9 protein-coding genes and 1 pseudogene are annotated in these 16894 nt (G+C 74.4%); 9 read left to right on the plus strand and 1 reads right to left on the minus strand.

The annotated features are described in order from the left end of the window. Positions 1 to 26 precede the first annotated feature (26 nt). The gene (gene guaB / locus ACFIF2_RS09445) at positions 27 to 1535 is read left to right on the plus strand and encodes an IMP dehydrogenase (protein ID WP_395572071.1); all 1509 of its coding nucleotides are present in this window, start codon (positions 27 to 29) and stop codon (positions 1533 to 1535) included. A 114-nt stretch (positions 1536 to 1649) separates the two neighbouring features. Beyond that, the gene (locus ACFIF2_RS09450) at positions 1650 to 2774 is read left to right on the plus strand and encodes a GuaB3 family IMP dehydrogenase-related protein (protein ID WP_395572072.1); all 1125 of its coding nucleotides are present in this window, start codon (positions 1650 to 1652) and stop codon (positions 2772 to 2774) included. Positions 2775 to 2854: 80 nt separating this feature from the next. Here the strand turns inward: ACFIF2_RS09450 and ACFIF2_RS09455 are convergent, their stop codons facing one another. After that, complete coding sequence (locus tag ACFIF2_RS09455; protein ID WP_395572073.1) at positions 2855 to 4063, minus strand: nucleotide sugar dehydrogenase; 1209 nt, start codon at positions 4061 to 4063, stop codon at positions 2855 to 2857. A gap of 305 nt (positions 4064 to 4368) precedes the next feature. Here ACFIF2_RS09455 and ACFIF2_RS09460 point away from each other — a divergent pair, with 305 nt between their 5' ends. From ACFIF2_RS09460 to ACFIF2_RS09490, 7 genes and pseudogenes are all read left to right on the plus strand, one after another. Further along, positions 4369 to 6075 carry a glycerol-3-phosphate dehydrogenase/oxidase gene (locus ACFIF2_RS09460; RefSeq protein WP_395572074.1) on the plus strand — a complete coding sequence of 569 codons (1707 nt, stop codon included), beginning with the start codon at positions 4369 to 4371 and terminating at the stop codon, positions 6073 to 6075. A gap of 160 nt (positions 6076 to 6235) precedes the next feature. Then, positions 6236 to 8200: a protein kinase gene (locus tag ACFIF2_RS09465; RefSeq protein ID WP_395572210.1), complete on the plus strand. Its 1965-nt coding sequence runs from the start codon at positions 6236 to 6238 to the stop codon at positions 8198 to 8200. 163 nt (positions 8201 to 8363) lie between these two features. Further along, positions 8364 to 11147: a protein kinase gene (locus tag ACFIF2_RS09470; RefSeq protein WP_395572075.1), complete on the plus strand. Its 2784-nt coding sequence runs from the start codon at positions 8364 to 8366 to the stop codon at positions 11145 to 11147. 146 nt (positions 11148 to 11293) lie between these two features. Next, the gene (locus ACFIF2_RS09475; protein WP_395572211.1) at positions 11294 to 13066 is read left to right on the plus strand and encodes a protein kinase; all 1773 of its coding nucleotides are present in this window, start codon (positions 11294 to 11296) and stop codon (positions 13064 to 13066) included. Positions 13067 to 13228: 162 nt separating this feature from the next. Further along, a complete protein-coding gene (locus ACFIF2_RS09480; RefSeq protein ID WP_395572212.1) occupies positions 13229 to 14320 on the plus strand; it encodes a serine/threonine-protein kinase in 1092 nt (363 codons plus the stop codon). 81 nt (positions 14321 to 14401) lie between these two features. Then, positions 14402 to 16126, plus strand: coding sequence for a serine/threonine-protein kinase (locus ACFIF2_RS09485; protein ID WP_395572076.1), 1725 nt, complete (start codon positions 14402 to 14404; stop codon positions 16124 to 16126). Continuing rightward, positions 16126 to 16839 (plus strand): annotated as a pseudogene (locus ACFIF2_RS09490) (serine/threonine-protein kinase); the annotation flags it as partial. The gene ACFIF2_RS09485 and the pseudogene ACFIF2_RS09490, both read left to right, overlap by 1 nt. Between the last annotated feature and the right edge of the window lie 55 nt (positions 16840 to 16894).

The following is a 16894-nucleotide window of genomic DNA, read 5'->3' on the forward strand; positions in this document are numbered from 1 at the left end:
GATCAAGGCCATTTGGGGAAGGTGTCATGACTGCCAACGTCGACGGAGTGCCCGAGAAATTCGCGACACTCGGGCTGACCTACGACGACGTGCTGCTGCTGCCGGGCCCGTCGGACATGGCACCCGACGAGATCGACACCGCCTCGTACGTCTCCAAGAACGTGCGGGTCAACATCCCGCTGCTGTCCGCCGCCATGGACAAGGTCACCGAGTCGCGCATGGCGATCGCGATGGCCCGCCAGGGCGGCGTCGGCGTTCTCCACCGCAACCTGTCCATCGAGGACCAGGCCAACCAGGTCGACCTGGTCAAGCGCTCCGAGTCGGGCATGGTGGCCGACCCCATCACCATCCACCCGGACGCCACCCTCGGCGAGGCCGACGCGCTGTGCGCCAAGTTCCGCATCAGCGGCGTCCCGGTCACCGACGGCAACAAGAAGCTGCTCGGCATCGTCACCAACCGCGACATGGCCTTCGAGACCGACCGCTCCCGGCAGGTGCGCGAGGTCATGACCCCGATGCCCCTGGTCACCGGCAAGGTCGGCATCTCCGGCGCGGACGCCATGGAGCTGCTGCGCCGCCACAAGATCGAGAAGCTGCCGCTCGTCGACGACCACGGCGTCCTCAAGGGCCTGATCACGGTCAAGGACTTCGTCAAGGCCGAGAAGTACCCCAACGCCGCCAAGGACGGCGAGGGCCGGCTGCTGGTCGGCGCCGCGGTCGGCGTCGCCGGTGACGCCTTCGAGCGCGCCCAGGCGCTGATCGAGGCGGGCGTCGACTTCATCGTCGTCGATACCGCGCACGGCCACTCCCGCCTGGTCGGCGACATGGTCGCCAAGATCAAGTCGAACTCCTCCGGCGTCGACGTCATCGGCGGCAACATCGCCACCCGCGACGGCGCCCAGGCCCTCATCGACGCCGGCGTGGACGGCATCAAGGTCGGCGTCGGCCCCGGCTCCATCTGCACCACCCGCGTCGTCGCCGGCATCGGCGTCCCGCAGGTCACCGCCATCTACGAGGCGTCGCTCGCCGCCAAGGCGGCCGGCATCCCGGTCATCGGCGACGGTGGCCTCCAGTACTCCGGCGACATCGCCAAGGCCCTGGTCGCCGGCGCCGACACGGTGATGCTGGGCTCGCTGCTCGCGGGCTGCGAGGAGTCGCCGGGCGAGCTGATGTTCATCAACGGCAAGCAGTTCAAGTCGTACCGCGGCATGGGCTCGCTGGGCGCCATGCAGACCCGCGGCGACCGCAAGTCGTTCTCCAAGGACCGCTACTTCCAGGAGGGCGTCGCCTCCGACGAGCAGCTGGTCCCCGAGGGCATCGAGGGCCAGGTGCCCTACCGCGGCCCGCTCTCCTCGGTCGTCCACCAGCTGGTCGGCGGCCTGCGCCAGTCGATGTTCTACGTCGGCGGCCGGACCGTGCCCGACCTCCAGGACAACGGGCGGTTCGTGCGGATCACCTCCGCCGGCCTCAAGGAGAGCCACCCGCACGACATCCAGATGACGGTCGAGGCACCGAACTACAGCCGCAACAAGTAGCAGCGGCCTGCCCGAGGGCGGCCCCGGACCTCCGGGGCCGCCCTCTGCGGTGCCCCGGCGTGTCCGTCGGGGATACTGGAAGGCGCTGCAACGCATCAGGGAAAGGCCACAGACGTGACTGAGATCGAGATCGGGCGCGGCAAGCGCGGCCGCCGGGCGTACGCCTTCGACGACATCGCCGTCGTCCCCAGCCGCCGTACGCGGGACCCGAAGGAGGTCTCGATCGCCTGGCAGATCGACGCCTACCGCTTCGAGCTGCCGTTCCTGGCCGCTCCCATGGACTCGGTCGTCTCCCCGGCCACCGCCATCCGCATCGGCGAGCTGGGCGGCCTGGGCGTCCTGAACCTGGAAGGGCTCTGGACCCGGTACGAGGACCCGCAGCCGCTGCTCGACGAGATCGCCGAGCTGGACACGGACAACGCGACCCGCCGCCTCCAGGAGATCTACGCGGCTCCGATCAAGGAGGAGCTGATCGGGCAGCGCATCAAGGAGGTGCGCGACTCGGGCGTGGTCACCGCCGCCGCGCTCTCCCCGCAGCGCACCGCCCAGTTCTCCAAGGCCGTCGTGGACGCGGGCGTCGACATCTTCGTCATCCGCGGCACCACGGTCTCGGCGGAGCACGTCTCCGGTTCGCACGAGCCGCTGAACCTGAAGCAGTTCATCTACGAGCTGGACGTCCCGGTGATCGTCGGCGGCTGCGCCACGTACACCGCCGCCCTGCACCTGATGCGCACCGGCGCGGCGGGCGTCCTCGTCGGCTTCGGCGGCGGCGCCGCCCACACCACGCGCAACGTGCTGGGCATCCAGGTGCCCATGGCGACGGCCGTGGCGGACGTGGCGGCGGCCCGCCGCGACTACATGGACGAGTCCGGCGGCCGGTACGTGCACGTCATCGCCGACGGCGGGGTCGGCTGGTCCGGCGACCTGCCCAAGGCGATCGCCTGCGGCGCCGACTCCGTGATGATGGGCTCGCCGCTGGCCCGCGCGACCGACGCGCCGGGCAAGGGCAACCACTGGGGCATGGAGGCCGTCAACGAGGAGCTGCCGCGCGGCAAGAAGGTCGACCTCGGCACGGTCGGCACCATCGAGGAGATCCTCACCGGCCCGTCCCGCAACCCCGACGGCTCGATGAACTTCTTCGGCGCGCTGCGCCGGGCGATGTCGACGACCGGCTACAGCGAGCTGAAGGAGTTCCAGCGCGTGGAGGTCACGGTCGGGGACTCGCAGCACCGGCGGTAGTCACCCGTACGCGGTACCGAGGGGCCCGGAGCGATCGCTCCGGGCCCCTCGGCGTGTCCGTGTCCGTGTCCGGCCGCGGGTCAGAGCCGGTGCGCCGCCCCCGTGGGCGTGGCGCCCCGGGTGTCCAGGAGGAGCTGCGCCTTCACCGACAGGCCCTGGAGGTCGTACGTGCGGTGCTGCTGGAGGAGGATCGTCAGGTCGGCGTCGGCGGCGGTCTCGTAGAGGGAGTCGGCGCGGGGGACGGGGCGGCCGGCGACGTTCCAGGACGGGACGAGCGGGTCGTGGTAGCTGACCGCGGCGCCCATCGACATCAGGCGGGTGGCGATTTCCTCGGCCGGGGTGGCCTGCTGGTCGGCGAGATCGGCCTTGTAGGTGACGCCGAGGAGGAGCACGCGGGCGCCGCGCGCGGACTTGCCGTGCTCGTTGAGCAGGGCGGCGGCGCGCTGGACGACGTAGCGGGGCATCTGGGAGTTGACCTGCTGGGCCAGCTCCACCATGCGCAGGCTGTGCGGGGCGCGGCCGGTCAGGTCCTGGGGGACGGAGTGGCCGCCGACGCCGGGTCCCGGGCGGAAGGCCTGGAAGCCGAAGGGCTTGGTCTCGGCGCAGCGCAGGACGTCCCACAGGTCGACGCCTAGGTCGTTGCAGAGGACGGCCATCTCGTTGACGAGGGCGATGTTGACGTGCCGGAAGTTCGTCTCCAGGAGCTGGACCGTCTCCGCCTCGCGGGGGCCGCGGGCCCGGACGACCTTGTCGGTGAGGCGGCCGTAGAAGGTGGCGGCGGACTCGGTGCAGGCGGGGGTGAGGCCGCCGATGACCTTCGGGGTGTTGGCCGGGGTGTGGTCGCGGTTGCCGGGGTCGACGCGGCTGGGGGAGTAGGCGAGGTGGAAGTCGCGTCCGGCTCGCAGGCCGGAGCCCTGCTCCAGGATCGGGCGCAGGAACTCCTCCGTCGTCCCGGGGCGCACGGGGGACTCCAGGATGACCGTGGTGTGCGGGCGCATGTGGGCGGCCAGGGTGCGGGCGGCGGCCTCGACCTGGGTGAGGTCCAGGCCGCCGTCCGCGCCCGGCGGGGTCGGGGCGCAGATGACGGCGGTGCGGACCCGGCCCAGCTCGGCCGGTCCGGAGGGGGTGCGGAAGCCCGTCGCGAGCATCCGGCGCACCTCGGCGGGGGTGAGCGGGTCGGCCTCGGGGCCGGTGCGGTAGCCGAGGGTGGGGATGCCGGCGGCGACGGCGGCCTGGGCCAGGGGCAGGCCGTACGGGCCGAGTCCGATGACGGCGAGATCTGCGGGCATGGCGTGGGCCGTCCTTCCCAGTAACCGAAGCGGGACAGGTGCGCAAGCCCGGTGGACAGGATGGGCGAGCACAACGTCAGACTAGGAGTAAATATGACCGATTTGTGGGATTGATCCGCCGAGTTTCGGGTGAGTGTCGAGCGCCCGCGGCGGGCCGGCGGACGGCCCCGGGGGAGTTGTCCACAGGCTGGGGGCCGCGCGGCGGCCGATGTCGGGCGGGCAGGTCAGAATCTGGGCATGGTGGGTACAGGGAACGGGCTACGCCCGACGGGTGCGGCCGACGCGAACGACAGCGGGAGGCAGCAGTGAGGACAGCGACCCTGGGGCCGGCGCGGCGCGCCGAGTCGCTCGCGGCCATGGCCGAGCGCGAGCTGGACGTGCTGGTGGTGGGCGCGGGCGTGGTCGGCGCGGGCACCGCGCTCGACGCGGCGACGCGTGGCCTGTCCACCGGCCTGGTCGAGGCGCGGGACTGGGCGTCGGGCACCTCCAGCAGGTCCAGCAAGCTGATCCACGGCGGCCTGCGCTATCTGGAGATGCTGGACTTCGCCCTCGTACGGGAGGCGCTGAAGGAGCGCGGCCTGCTCCTGGAGCGGCTCGCGCCGCACCTGGTGAAGCCGGTGCCCTTCCTCTACCCCTTGCAGCACAAGGGCTGGGAGCGGCTGTACGCCGGGTCGGGCGTCGCGCTCTACGACGCCATGTCCATGGCCCGCGGACACGGCCGGGGCCTGCCGATGCACCGTCACCTGAGCCGCTCTCACGCCCTGCGGGTGGCACCCGCCTTGAAGAAGGACGCGCTGGTCGGCGCGCTCCAGTACTACGACGCCCAGATGGACGACGCCCGGTTCGTGACGACGCTGGTGCGCACGGCGGCGGCGTACGGCGCCCAGGTCGCCAACCGCGCGCGGGTCACCTCCTTCATCCGCGAGGGCGAGCGGGTGGTCGGCGCGCGCGTGCAGGACGTCGAGGCGGGCGGGGAGTACGAGATCCGCGCCAAGCAGGTGGTGAACGCGACCGGGGTGTGGACGGACGACACCCAGTCGATGGTGGGCGAGCGCGGCCAGTTCCACGTGCGGGCCTCCAAGGGCATCCACCTGGTCGTGCCGAAGGACCGCATCCACTCCAGCACCGGGCTCATCCTGCGCACCGAGAAGTCCGTGCTGTTCGTCATCCCCTGGGGCCGGCACTGGATCATCGGCACCACGGACACCGACTGGGACCTCGACAAGGCCCACCCCGCCGCCTCCAGCGCCGACATCGACTACCTGCTGGAGCACGTCAACTCCGTGCTGCACGTGCCGCTCACGCGCGACGACGTCGAGGGCGTCTACGCCGGGCTGCGCCCGCTGCTGGCCGGCGAGTCCGACGCGACCAGCAAGCTGTCGCGCGAGCACACCGTCGCGCACCCGGTGCCCGGCCTGGTCGTCGTGGCGGGCGGCAAGTACACGACGTACCGGGTGATGGCCAAGGACGCCGTGGACGAGGCGGTGCACGGGCTCGACCTGCGGGTCGCCGAGTGCGTCACCGAGGACACGCCGCTGCTCGGCGCGGAGGGGTACCGGGCCATGTGGAACGCGCGGGCCCGGATCGCCGCGCGCACCGGCCTGCACGTCGTCCGCGTGGAGCATCTGCTCAACCGGTACGGGGCGATGGCGGAGGAGGTGCTGGAGCTCATCACCGCCGACCCGTCGCTGGGCGCGCCGCTGCACGCCGCCGAAGACTACCTGCGCGCCGAGATCGTCTACGCCGCCTCGCACGAGGGCGCGCGCCACCTGGACGACGTACTGACCCGTCGCACCCGCATCTCCATCGAGACCTTCGACCGGGGCACGCGCAGCGCCCGCGAGGCCGCCGAGCTGATGGCGCCGGTGCTGGGGTGGGACAAGGACCAGGTCGAACGGGAGGTCGAGCACTACGAGAAGCGGGTCGAGGCCGAGCGGGAGTCGCAGCGCCAGCCGGACGACCTGACGGCCGACGCGGCCCGGCTGGGGGCACCGGACATCGTGCCGCGGTAGGGCCCACGGCAGGGACCGGAGGGACACGGGTGACGTGGGGTCAGTGCGCCACGCGGCCCGTGTCCGCGCCCCGTCGGCACGAGGGGCACCCTGGGCGTGGAGCACTTGTCGGGTGAGAGACAATGAAGGCTCTGTCAGGGCGGGTTGCATGAGGGGACGCATGTCGGACGCGGAGCGGGCGGGGACACCCCGTACGGACAAGAGTGCACGTCTCCTCGCCGGGCGTTACCGGCTGGGGGACGTGCTCGGCCGCGGCGGCATGGGGACGGTGTGGCGGGCCGAGGACGAGACCCTGGGACGCACGGTCGCCGTCAAGGAGCTGCGGTTCCCGGGGAACATCGACGAGGAGGAGAAGCGGCGCCTGATCACGCGCACGCTGCGCGAGGCCAAGGCGATCGCGCGGATCCGCAACAACAGCGCCGTGACCGTCTACGACGTGGTCGAGGAGGACGACCGGCCCTGGATCGTGATGGAACTCGTCGAGGGCAAGTCGCTCGCCGAGGCCATCCGCGAGGACGGTCTGCTGGAGCCGAAGCGCGCCGCCGAGGTCGGCCTCGCCGTCCTCGACGTGCTGCGCTCGGCGCACCGCGAGGGCATCCTGCACCGCGACGTGAAGCCGTCCAACGTGCTGATCGCCGAGGACGGCCGGGTCGTGCTCACCGACTTCGGCATCGCCCAGGTCGAGGGCGACCCGTCCGTCACCTCCACCGGCATGCTGGTCGGCGCCCCCTCCTACATCTCCCCGGAGCGCGCCCGCGGCCACAAGCCCGGCCCGGCCGCCGACCTCTGGTCGCTAGGCGGGCTGCTGTACGCGGCGGTCGAGGGCACCCCGCCCTACGACAAGGGCTCCGCGATCGCCACGCTCACCGCGGTGATGACGGAGAACCTGGAGGAGCCGAAGAACGCCGGCCCGCTGCGGGACGTCATCTACGGGCTGCTCAACAAGGACCCCGCCCAGCGGCTCGACGACGCGGGCGCCCGCGCGATGCTCAACAAGGTCATCCACGCCCCGGACACCTCGGCCGAGGCCGAACCGGCCGACGCCACCAAGGTCGTGCCGCTGCCCGAGCAGCCGGACGCGCACTCCCGCCGGGGCGGTGCGGCGGGCGCCGGGAGCAGGAGGGGCGAGGAGGCCGGGGAGCGGCTGCGCGGGGCGCTGCGTTCCGTGCGCAAGGCCGCCGTCGGGGGTGGCGCGGCCGGTGCCGCGTCCGCCGCCGCGTCGGCGCCGGGGACCGGAGCGGGGACCGGTGCCGGGGCCCGTGCCGGCGAGGCTTCGGGGCGCGGCACGTCGAACGCGTCGTCGGGCAACCGGAGTTCCGGCTGGCCCGTCGTGCCGCCGCCGGACCTGCCGCCCCGGCCCGCGCCCCGGGCACCGCTCACCGACGTGGTGCCGCGCCGGACACTGGTGGTCATCGCCGTGATCGTGGCGCTCGCCGTGCTCGGCACCGTGCTGGCCCTCACGCTCGGCGGCGACGACGAGAAGGGCGCCGGGGGCGGCAGCGGTGACCGGACCGCCGCCACCGCGAGCGACGAGACCAGGCAGGACGAGGAGACCGGGACCGGCGCGGACGGCTCTGCCTCGGGCCCGGCGACCGACGGCGCCTCGGACGCCGCCCCGGAGACGAGCGCGAGCGCCTCGGACGAGGCCGGGGCCGGTGCCGGGCCGGACGACTCCGGGAAGGCGGACGACGAGGGCGCGGCCACGACCCACAAGGGCTCCCAGGGTTACTCCATCGGCCTGCCCGAGGGCTGGAAGTTCCGGTCCACCGGGTCCGCGGGGGACCGTTTCACCGGCCCGGACGGGCAGAAGCTGCTCGTCGCCTGGACGTCCACGCCCAAGGGCGACCCGGTCGCCGACTGGAAGAACCAGGAGCGGTACATGGTCCGCTCCCAGTACAAGAAGATCCGCATAGAGAAGGTGGGCTACCGGGGCTGGAACGCGGCCGACTGGGAGTTCACCTACACCGACGGCGGTACCAAGTTCCGCACCGTGGACCGGGGGTTCGTCGTCGACGACCACCAGGGGTACGCGCTCATGTACACCGCGAAGGCCGCCGACTGGGACGGTGACCTGCGCCGGGACACCTGGCAGACGCTGACGAAGACCTTCACGCCGAAGTCCTGAGCCCACGGGACCGGGGCCGGGACGGGTTTGAGGGGGCGGATATCTGGCATCCCCTCTTTGCGGGTTGCCTCCGGCACGTATCGTGAGTGCTTGCGGACCGTACGCAGCCGGAACGGCCCGCCGGGCGAACGGAATTGACCGACGGGCTGCCGGGGGTGGCGACGTGGACGACTATGCGGGACGGGTGCTCGCCGACCGCTACCGCCTGCCCCTGCCGCCGTCCGACGAGTACGAACTGACCGAGACCCGCGCCTTCGACACCTACAGCGGCCAGGAAGTACTGGTCCGGCAGGTGCCGTTGCCCGAGGTCGTCGAGGCGGAGGTGCTCGACGCGGACGGCCTGCCCGACGGCTTCACGGCCCGGGTCGGCGGCGCGCGGCACCCCGGCGGACGGCAGCCCGGCGCGCGGGGCGGGATCCGGCGGCCCGCCGACCCGGTGGTGCGCCGTGCCGTCGAGGCCGCGCAGGCCGCGGCCGCCGTCCCCGACCACCCGCGCCTGGACCAGGTCTTCGACGTGTTCGCCGAGGGCGGTTCGCTGTGGATCGTCAGTGAGCTGGTGGCCGCCAGACCGCTGGCCGCGCTGCTCGCCGAGCAGTCGCTGACGCCGTACCGGGCGGCCGAGGTGGCCTCCGACGTCCTGCTGGCGCTGCGGGTCCTCCACTCGTACGGCTGGGTGCACCGCAACATCACCGCGCGCACCGTGCTCGTCTGCGACGACGGGCGCGTGATGCTGACCGGCCTGGCGGTCGGGGCGGCGGAGGAGGCGCTGTGCGGCTACGACCCGGTGCCCGCCCCGGAGGGCGACGACGGCGACGAGGGCGGGGGCGCGACCGCCCCTGACGGCACCTTCGGCCGCGGCACCGGTGCGGGAGCCGGGGGCACCGGCGGGGGTGGCACGAGGGCCGGGGGCACCGGCCCGGGTCGTCCGGGAGCCCGGCCCACCGGGCACGCGGGTGGGCAGGCCGGGATCACCGGGCCGCACGGCGCGCGGGCCGGGCTGCCCCGGCCCGGCGGTGGTGATCCCGAGGCCGCCCGGCGGGCCGCCATCGAGGCGCGGGGCGTCGGCGGGCTGCCCGGGGCGCAGGGGCCCGGCGGGGCGTCCGCGGGGCGCGCGCCCGCGTCGCTCGAGAGCGGGGACGTCCGTGCCGCGCGCGCCGGGGCGATCGCCGCGTACCGCGCGGGCGCCCGTGCCGCGGCCCGCGTCCAGGAGGCGCAGGGCGGCCGCACCGCCCTGCCCGGCGCCCGCCCCGCCCCCGACGACGACGGCGCCGGGCCCGGTGCGAGCGGGGGCGGGCGGTTCCCGCCCCTGGCCGGTCCGGAGCGGTACGCCGCCGGCTCCGGCGCGGAACCCGGACCCTTCGGAGCCGGCCCCCAGGGCCCGCGTCCGCCCCACCCCGACGGTCCCGGCGCCCCGCCCGTAACCGGCGGACCCGCCGAAGCGACCGGTCAGGACGGCACCGGACCCGACGCCGTCCCGCCCGACGCCGCCCCACCCGGCCGGATCGCCGACCCCTACGGCGTACGTACGACCTCCTGGCACGGGTCGGCCCCCCGGCCCGTCGGCGACCCCGCCCCCGCCGGGCTCCCCGCCCAGGCGGCCGGCCCCGCACCGGCGCCGGAGCCGGCTGCCGGGCCCGCCGGGCGCTGGGACGACCTGGTCGCCCGTACGCCCGCGCCGCGCGGTCCGGCCACCGCGCTCGCCGCCGAACGCGCGCGGCAGACCCGCATGGCCGTGGTCGGGCCCGTGACCGAGCGCTGGGCGCCGGAACAGGCCGGGCCGGTGCACGAGAACTGGCAGCTGGCCGCGCCGATCGGACCCGCCACCGACCTGTGGGCGCTGGGCGCGCTGCTCTTCCGTGCCGTACAGGGACACGCGCCGTATCCGGAGGACTCGACGGCCGAGCTGGTGCAGATCGTGTGCGCCGAGCCGCCGGCGTTCGCCGAGGAGTGCGGGCCGCTGCGGCCGGTCGTGGAGTCGCTGCTGCGTCAGGACCCCACCGAGCGCATCGACTTCGAGGAGCTGAGCGGCTGGCTGCGCTCCCTGGTGCGGTCGGCGCCCGAGCCGGAGGCCGGCCTGCACGTCATCGCGGCGCCGCCCGTCGAGACCGGCAGGCTGCCCATCGTGCGCCGCCGGGGCGAGCTGGTGCGCAGGCGGCGCGCCGGGCTCCCCGCGCACCACGGCCGGCACAAGCGGGACCGGCGGGAGGCGTCCCGTTCCCCGCGCAGCCTCGGCCGGACACTGCTCCTGCTGATACTGCTCGCCTTGGCCGGCGCGGTCGCGTACGCCATGTTCCTCATGCCGAAGAGCGATCCCGGCGCCACCGGCGCCACCGACCGCACGGGCGCCGCCGGCGAGGCGAGCGAGGCACCCCCCGAAGGGTCGCCGGACGTCAGCAGCGAGCCCCGGCCCGACCAGACGTCACCCGAGGACGGCCCGAGCGCCTCGGACACGGAGGCCGGTTCCACCGAGACGCAGTCCAACGACCCCGCCGTCGCCGACGGGTTCGCCCTGCGCGAGGACCCGGAGGGCTTCCGCGTGGCCGTCGCCGAGGGCTGGGACCGCACCCCTCGCAACGGCAGCGGCCAGGTGGTCTACGCCCAGGGCGACTACCGGCTCATCGTGGTGCCGGGCCGGGACCGCGCGAGCGAGCACGGCGACGACCCGATGGCCTACCAGCGCGACAGCGAACCCGAGTTGGAGTCCTACCGCGCCTCCAGCTGGGCCACCTCCAGCGGACTGAAGACCATCGAGGTCGGCGGACGGACCATGGCGGAGGGGCAGTTCACCTGGACCGCGGCCGACGGCGGCGAGCTGTACGTGCGCAACGTCGCGATCCTGATCGACGGGCGCTACCACGTGGTGCAGGTGCGCGGCCCGGAGTCGGAACGGGACCAGGTGACCCGGCTGTTCGAACAGGCCTCGGCGACCTACCGGTACACGGGCTGACCCCGGTCGGCCACGATGGTTGCCTCCCGTCACGGAAAGCGACAACCGTCACAGAGCGGTTTCCGTGCCACCCCGACCGTTCCGCGGAGGCGGGCCGGTCCCTAGTCTGGCCCTGACAAGACACATTGCGGGGCGACGTGAATCAGATGCAGGGCCGGCTCGTAGCGGGCCGTTACCGGCTCGGCGAGGCGATCGGCAGCGGCGGCATGGGCCGCGTGTGGCGGGCACACGACGAGGTGCTGCACCGGACCGTCGCCATCAAGGAGTTGACCGCCGCGCTCTACGTCTCCGAGAGCGACCAGGCGATCCTGCTGGCGCGTACCCGGGGCGAGGCGCGCGCGGCGGCACGGATCAACCACTCGGCCGTCGTCACCGTGCACGACGTACTCGAACACGACGGCCGGCCGTGGATCGTCATGGAGCTGGTCGAGGGCCGTTCACTGGCCGACGCGGTGAAGGAGGAGGAGCGGGTCGAGGCGCGCGAGGCGGCCCGGATCGGCCTGTGGGTGCTGCGGGCCCTGCGCGCCGCGCACACCGCCGGCGTACTGCACCGTGACGTCAAGCCGGGCAACGTGCTGCTCGCCGACGACGGGCGGGTGCTGCTCACCGACTTCGGCATCGCGCAGATCGAGGGCGACTCCACCATCACGCGCACCGGAGAGGTCGTCGGCTCCGTCGACTACCTGGCCCCCGAGCGCGTCCGCGGTCACGATCCCGGCCCCGCCTCCGACCTGTGGGCGCTGGGGGCGACGCTGTACACGGCGGTGGAGGGCAGGTCGCCGTTCCGCCGCACCTCACCGCTGACCACCATGCAGGCGGTCGTCGAGGAGGAGGCCGCCGAGCCCCGGTACGCCGGTCCGCTCGCGCCCGTCATCGGCGCCCTGCTGCACAAGGAGCCGGGCGCGCGGCCCGACGCGACCGCGACCGAGCAGATGCTCGCGCAGGCGGCGGAGGGACGGCGGCCGAACGAGGCCCAGGCGTACGTGCCGACGCGGTACGGGGGGCCGTCCCGGCAGGGCGACACGCTCCATCAGCGGGCCGCGGGCCCGGCGGGCGCGGCACCGTACCCGTCGGCCACCGGACCGGCGGGCGCTCCGCTGTACCCGTCGGCGACCGGCCCGACGACGACCGGCCGGTCGGCCCCCGGCCGGTCCACGACCGGTCCGACGGCGGTCGGTCCCGCCACGGTCGGTCCCACGGCGACGGGACATCCGGCGTCCGGACACGCGCCGGCCGGGCACGGGGGCGCCGCGCCCGGGCGTTCCCGGCGCGGCCGGCTGCGTACGCTCGCCCTGGTCGTCGCCGTCGCGGCGCTCATCGGCGCGGGCACCGCCGTGGTGCTCCAGCAGCGGGACGGGAGCGGCGCGTCGGCCGGCCCGGACCGCTCCCCCTCGCCGTCGTCCGCCTCCCCCTCCGCCACGACGGGCCAGGACCCCTCAGGCTCCGTTCCGGCCGACTGGCCCCGCCGCGACGACCCGTTGGGTTTCAGCCTCCATCTCCCCGAGGAGTGGCAGCGCACGGAGTTCGACGACTCCGGCGAACTCCAGCAGGTCGACTACACCCCCGACGGCGGTGAGCACGTCCTGCGCGTCTCCGTCGACACCGCCCCCGACTACAACGACCCGTACGCCCACCAGCTCGACCTGGAGGTACAGCTCCAACGGCTGGTCGACTACCGGCGCGTCGCCCTGGAGCGGACCACCTACCGCGACCGCGACAGCGCCCGGTGGGAGTACACCTGGACCGCGCTGGCCAAGGACACGCCCTTCCCCGGCCCGCGCCGCGCCGTGTCCCAGACGTACATGTCCCGGGACGGCGTCGAGTACGCCCTCAACATGTCGGGGCCGGCCGGCGACTGGCCCACCGTGCGGCGGCAGTTCGCGGCGGTGCTCCAGAGCTGGCAGGAGAGGACGGCCTGACGCGCACCGCGCGAGGCGCCCGGGCCGGGCGCTCCGGGCGGGCGCCCGGGACCGGACGCCACGGCCCGTGGCCGGAAGCCGTCGCCACCGTGTGCGGACGCCCGTCGGTTGTCGGCCACCCCGGTCCCGGCTGCCCGGAGCCGCTCCGTCCGGTGGGGCATGATGGGACGCATGGTGACCGAGGGGGCGGGCGGGCGTGTCATCGCGGGCCGGTACCGGCTCCATGAGCGGCTCGGCCACGGCGGCATGGGCATCGTGTGGCGGGCCACCGACCAACTGCTCGCCCGCGAGGTGGCGGTGAAGGCCCTCCCCCTCGACGAGTCCCTGTCCGCGGCCGAGGCCCGGCGGCGCCGTGAACGCACCCTGCGCGAGGCGCGCGCGGTCGCACAGCTGAGGCATCCGCACGTCATCGTCGTGCACGACGTCGTCGAGGACGCGGAGCGGGCCTACATGGTCATGGAACTGGTCGACGGCGGTTCGCTCGCCGACCGCGTCCTCAGCCACGGCCCGGTCGGTGCCGGCGAGGCCGCCCGCATCGGCATCGCGCTGCTCGACGCCCTGCGCACCGCGCACGCGGCCGGCATCCTGCACCGGGACGTGAAGCCGTCGAACGTGCTGGTGGCCGAGGACGGCCGGGTCGTGCTCACCGACTTCGGGGTGGCCCAGGTCGCGGGCGCCACCACACTCACCGAGACCGGCTCCTTCGTCGGATCCCCCGAGTACACGGCCCCGGAGCGGATGTCGGGTGCCGGGACGGGCCCGGAGTCCGACCTGTGGTCGGTGGGTGTGCTGCTCTGCGCGATCCTCAGCGGCTCCTCGCCCTTCCACCGCGACTCGCTGGGCGGCGTCCTGCACGCCGTGGTCACCGAGGAGATCCGCCCGCCCGCCCAGGCCGGCCCCCTCCTTCCGGTCGTCCAGGGCCTGTTGGAGCGCGACCCGGCCCGGCGGCTGGACGCGGCGGAGGCGGAACGGATGCTGCGCGCCTTCCTGGCCACGGGCCGGACCCCCGCGCCGACGCGGGCCGACGGGCCCCGCAACGTGACGCGGGGCGTGCTCATGGGGGTGCTGCTGGTGGTCGCCGCGGCCGGCGCCGGCGTCACGGCGGCGGCGCTGCTGGCGGACGCGGACGGCGACGGGGGCGGTACGCCGACCAGTTCGGCGACGGTGACGCCTTCGGAGGACCCCGTGTCACCGCCCACCTCGGCGTCCTTCTCCCCGCCCTCGTCCCCCGCAACGGACCTAAACAGGAGATAAGCGGCAGCCCGCGTCACGGGTCTGTGACCGGGCGCCACGAGTGGTGGATACGGACGCGTCCGGCGCGATATGGATGGAGCCATGAGCAGCAACGGGGGACCCCGCAACGGGTCGGACGAGCCGACGAGTTTTGGCCTGCGACCACCGAATCCGCCCGTCGGCGTACCGCATCCCGGCAACCCGTACGCGGCACCCACCCAGGTCGTGCCGCCCCGGGAGCCGGCGGGGCCCGGGGGACCGCGGGACGCGCACGCCCAGGCACGGCCGGAGTCCTCGGCGGCGGGCGCGGCGGAACCCGGCGCCGGACGGCTCATCGCCGGGCGCTACCGGCTGATCGCCAAGCTCGGGCACGGCGGTATGGGCACGGTGTGGCGGGCGAAGGACGAGACCGTGGACCGCGAGGTGGCCGTCAAGGAGCCCCGCGTCCCCGACCACCTTCCCGAACGCGAACGGGACAACGCCTTCGAGCGGATGCGCCGCGAGGCACGTGCGGCGGCCCGGCTGGACCACCCCGCCGTGGTCGACGTGCACGACGTGGCAGTGGTGGACGGGCAGCCGTGGATCGTGATGGAGCTGGTGCGGGGCCGTTCGCTGGGCGACGCCCTCCAGGAGGGCACGCTCGGCGCCCGCGAGGCGGCCAGGATCGGCCTGGAGGTGCTCGGCGCGCTGGAGGCCGCCCACGCGGCCGGCGTCCTGCACCGGGACGTGAAACCGGACAACGTGCTGCTCGGCCGGTACGACCGGGTCGTCCTCACCGACTTCGGCATCGCCCAGATCGAGGGCGAGACCAACCTGACCGACACCGGCGGCTTCGTCGGCTCGCCCGAGTACATCGCCCCCGAGCGGGTGCTGGGCCAGCGCCCCGGTCCGGCGAGCGACCTGTGGTCGCTGGGCGTGGTGCTGTACGCGGCGACCGAGGGCGTCTCGCCGTTCCGGCGCAGCAACACCCCGGCCACGCTCCAGTCCGTGCTGAACGCCACGCCCGCGCCGCCCGCCGCCGCGCGGGGGCCGCTGGCCGAGGTCATCACGGGCCTGCTGGACAAGGACCCGGCGCGCCGCCCGGACGCCGCCCGGGTCCGGGCCCTGCTGGACGCCGCCGCGAACCCGCCGGCGCCCGCGCCCACCCAGGTCGTACGGGTCGACGGGCCGGGCGGGCCGGACCGGGCGCCCGTGTCCAGGTGGAGCGTCCGGCTGGGCCGCAACGCGTGGATCACCCTCGGCGCGGCGGTCGTCGCGGCGGCGGTGGCGTCGTACCTGGTGGTCGCGGAACCGTTCGCGGGGCCCCTGCCGGACGGGTGGAAGAAGCACGACCTCGGGGCGAAGCCCGGCATGAGCGTGGCCGTGCCGGCGGCGTTCGTGAAGCTGAAGCACCCCGACAACTGGGACGGCACCACCGAGTCGTTCGCCGATCCCAGCGGCACGGTCACCGTCCACGTGGACCGCGACATCAAGGCCGACGACAAGGACGCCAAGATCCCGGACACCGCGGGGGCCAACGCCTGGGCGGACTGGGAGATGCTCAAGGACGGCGAGTACTCGTGGGACTTCGCCGACGAGCCGGCCCCCAGGGGTGAACCGGGCGAGACCGAGTACAAGGGCAGGAAGGCGGCCGAGAACACCATCGCCTACACGACCGCGGACACGCAGAACCCCCGCGAGCGCGAGTACCACATCCTGTACTACCGGGCGGACAACGGCGACATGTACAAGGTGTCGATCGACTACCCCCGCAAGGGGTACTTCGCCGACGAGGGACGGGAGATCGCCCGTACCGTCGTCGCCAACTGGGAGGTCGACCAGCTCTGATGGAATCCCAGGGGCGCCTGGTCGGCGAGCGGTACCGGCTGCTGAGGCGGGCCGGTTCCGGCGCCTCGGGAACCGTCTGGCGGGCCTTCGACGAACACGCGGCCCGCGACGTCGCCGTCAAGCGGCCGCGACTGCCCGGCGACCCGGCGGACGAGACGTACCGCCGGGCCGCCCACCGGCTGTATCGCGAGGCACGCGCCGCCGCCCGTGTCGACCACCCCGCGGCCGTCCGCATCCACGACGTGGTCGTGGAGGAGGCGGGCCTGGACGGGCTGCCCTGGATCGTCATGGAGTGGGTCCCCGGCGAGTCCCTGCACGAGGTGCTCCGGCGCGGCCCGGTGACGGTGCCCGAAGCGGCCCGCGTGGGCCTCGCGGTCCTCGGCGCGCTGCGGGCGGCGCACGCCGTCGGCATCGTGCACCGCGCGGTCAGGCCCGCCAAGGTCCTGCTCGGCCCGCACGGCCGCGTCGTGCTCACCGACTTCGGCACGGCCCGCGTACCGGACGAGGAGTCCTCGCGGGGCGCCGGTCCCGCGGCGGACCTGCGCTCGCTGGGCGCCCTCCTGCACACCGCCGTCGAGGACCCGTCACCGGCCGGGCCGCTCGGCGGGCTGATCGAACGGCTGAGGGACGAGGACGCCGCCCGGCGGCCGGACGCGGAGGAGGTCGCGCGGCACCTGGAGGCGGTGGCCGGCGCCGCTCGGCCCGCTCCGGACCGAAAAGAAGCGATCCGGCCCAGCCCTGCCGGATAACCCCCTGATCAGCGGGTTT

Origin of the sequence: Streptomyces sp. BK79, from assembly GCF_044142145.1 — a bacterium.
Classification (GTDB): Bacteria; Actinomycetota; Actinomycetes; order Streptomycetales; family Streptomycetaceae; genus Streptomyces.

What these genes read in the sequence shown, in the direction of transcription:
- guaB (WP_395572071.1), top strand. Translation starts at nt 27, where the DNA reads ATGACTGCCAACGTCGACGGAGTGCCCGAGAAATTCGCGACACTCGGG.
- ACFIF2_RS09455 (WP_395572073.1), bottom strand. Translation starts at nt 4,063, where the DNA reads ATGCCCGCAGATCTCGCCGTCATCGGACTCGGCCCGTACGGCCTGCCC.
- ACFIF2_RS09465 (WP_395572210.1), top strand. Translation starts at nt 6,236, where the DNA reads ATGTCGGACGCGGAGCGGGCGGGGACACCCCGTACGGACAAGAGTGCA.
- ACFIF2_RS09475 (WP_395572211.1), top strand. Translation starts at nt 11,294, where the DNA reads ATGCAGGGCCGGCTCGTAGCGGGCCGTTACCGGCTCGGCGAGGCGATC.
- ACFIF2_RS09480 (WP_395572212.1), top strand. Translation starts at nt 13,229, where the DNA reads ATGGGACGCATGGTGACCGAGGGGGCGGGCGGGCGTGTCATCGCGGGC.
- ACFIF2_RS09485 (WP_395572076.1), top strand. Translation starts at nt 14,402, where the DNA reads ATGAGCAGCAACGGGGGACCCCGCAACGGGTCGGACGAGCCGACGAGT.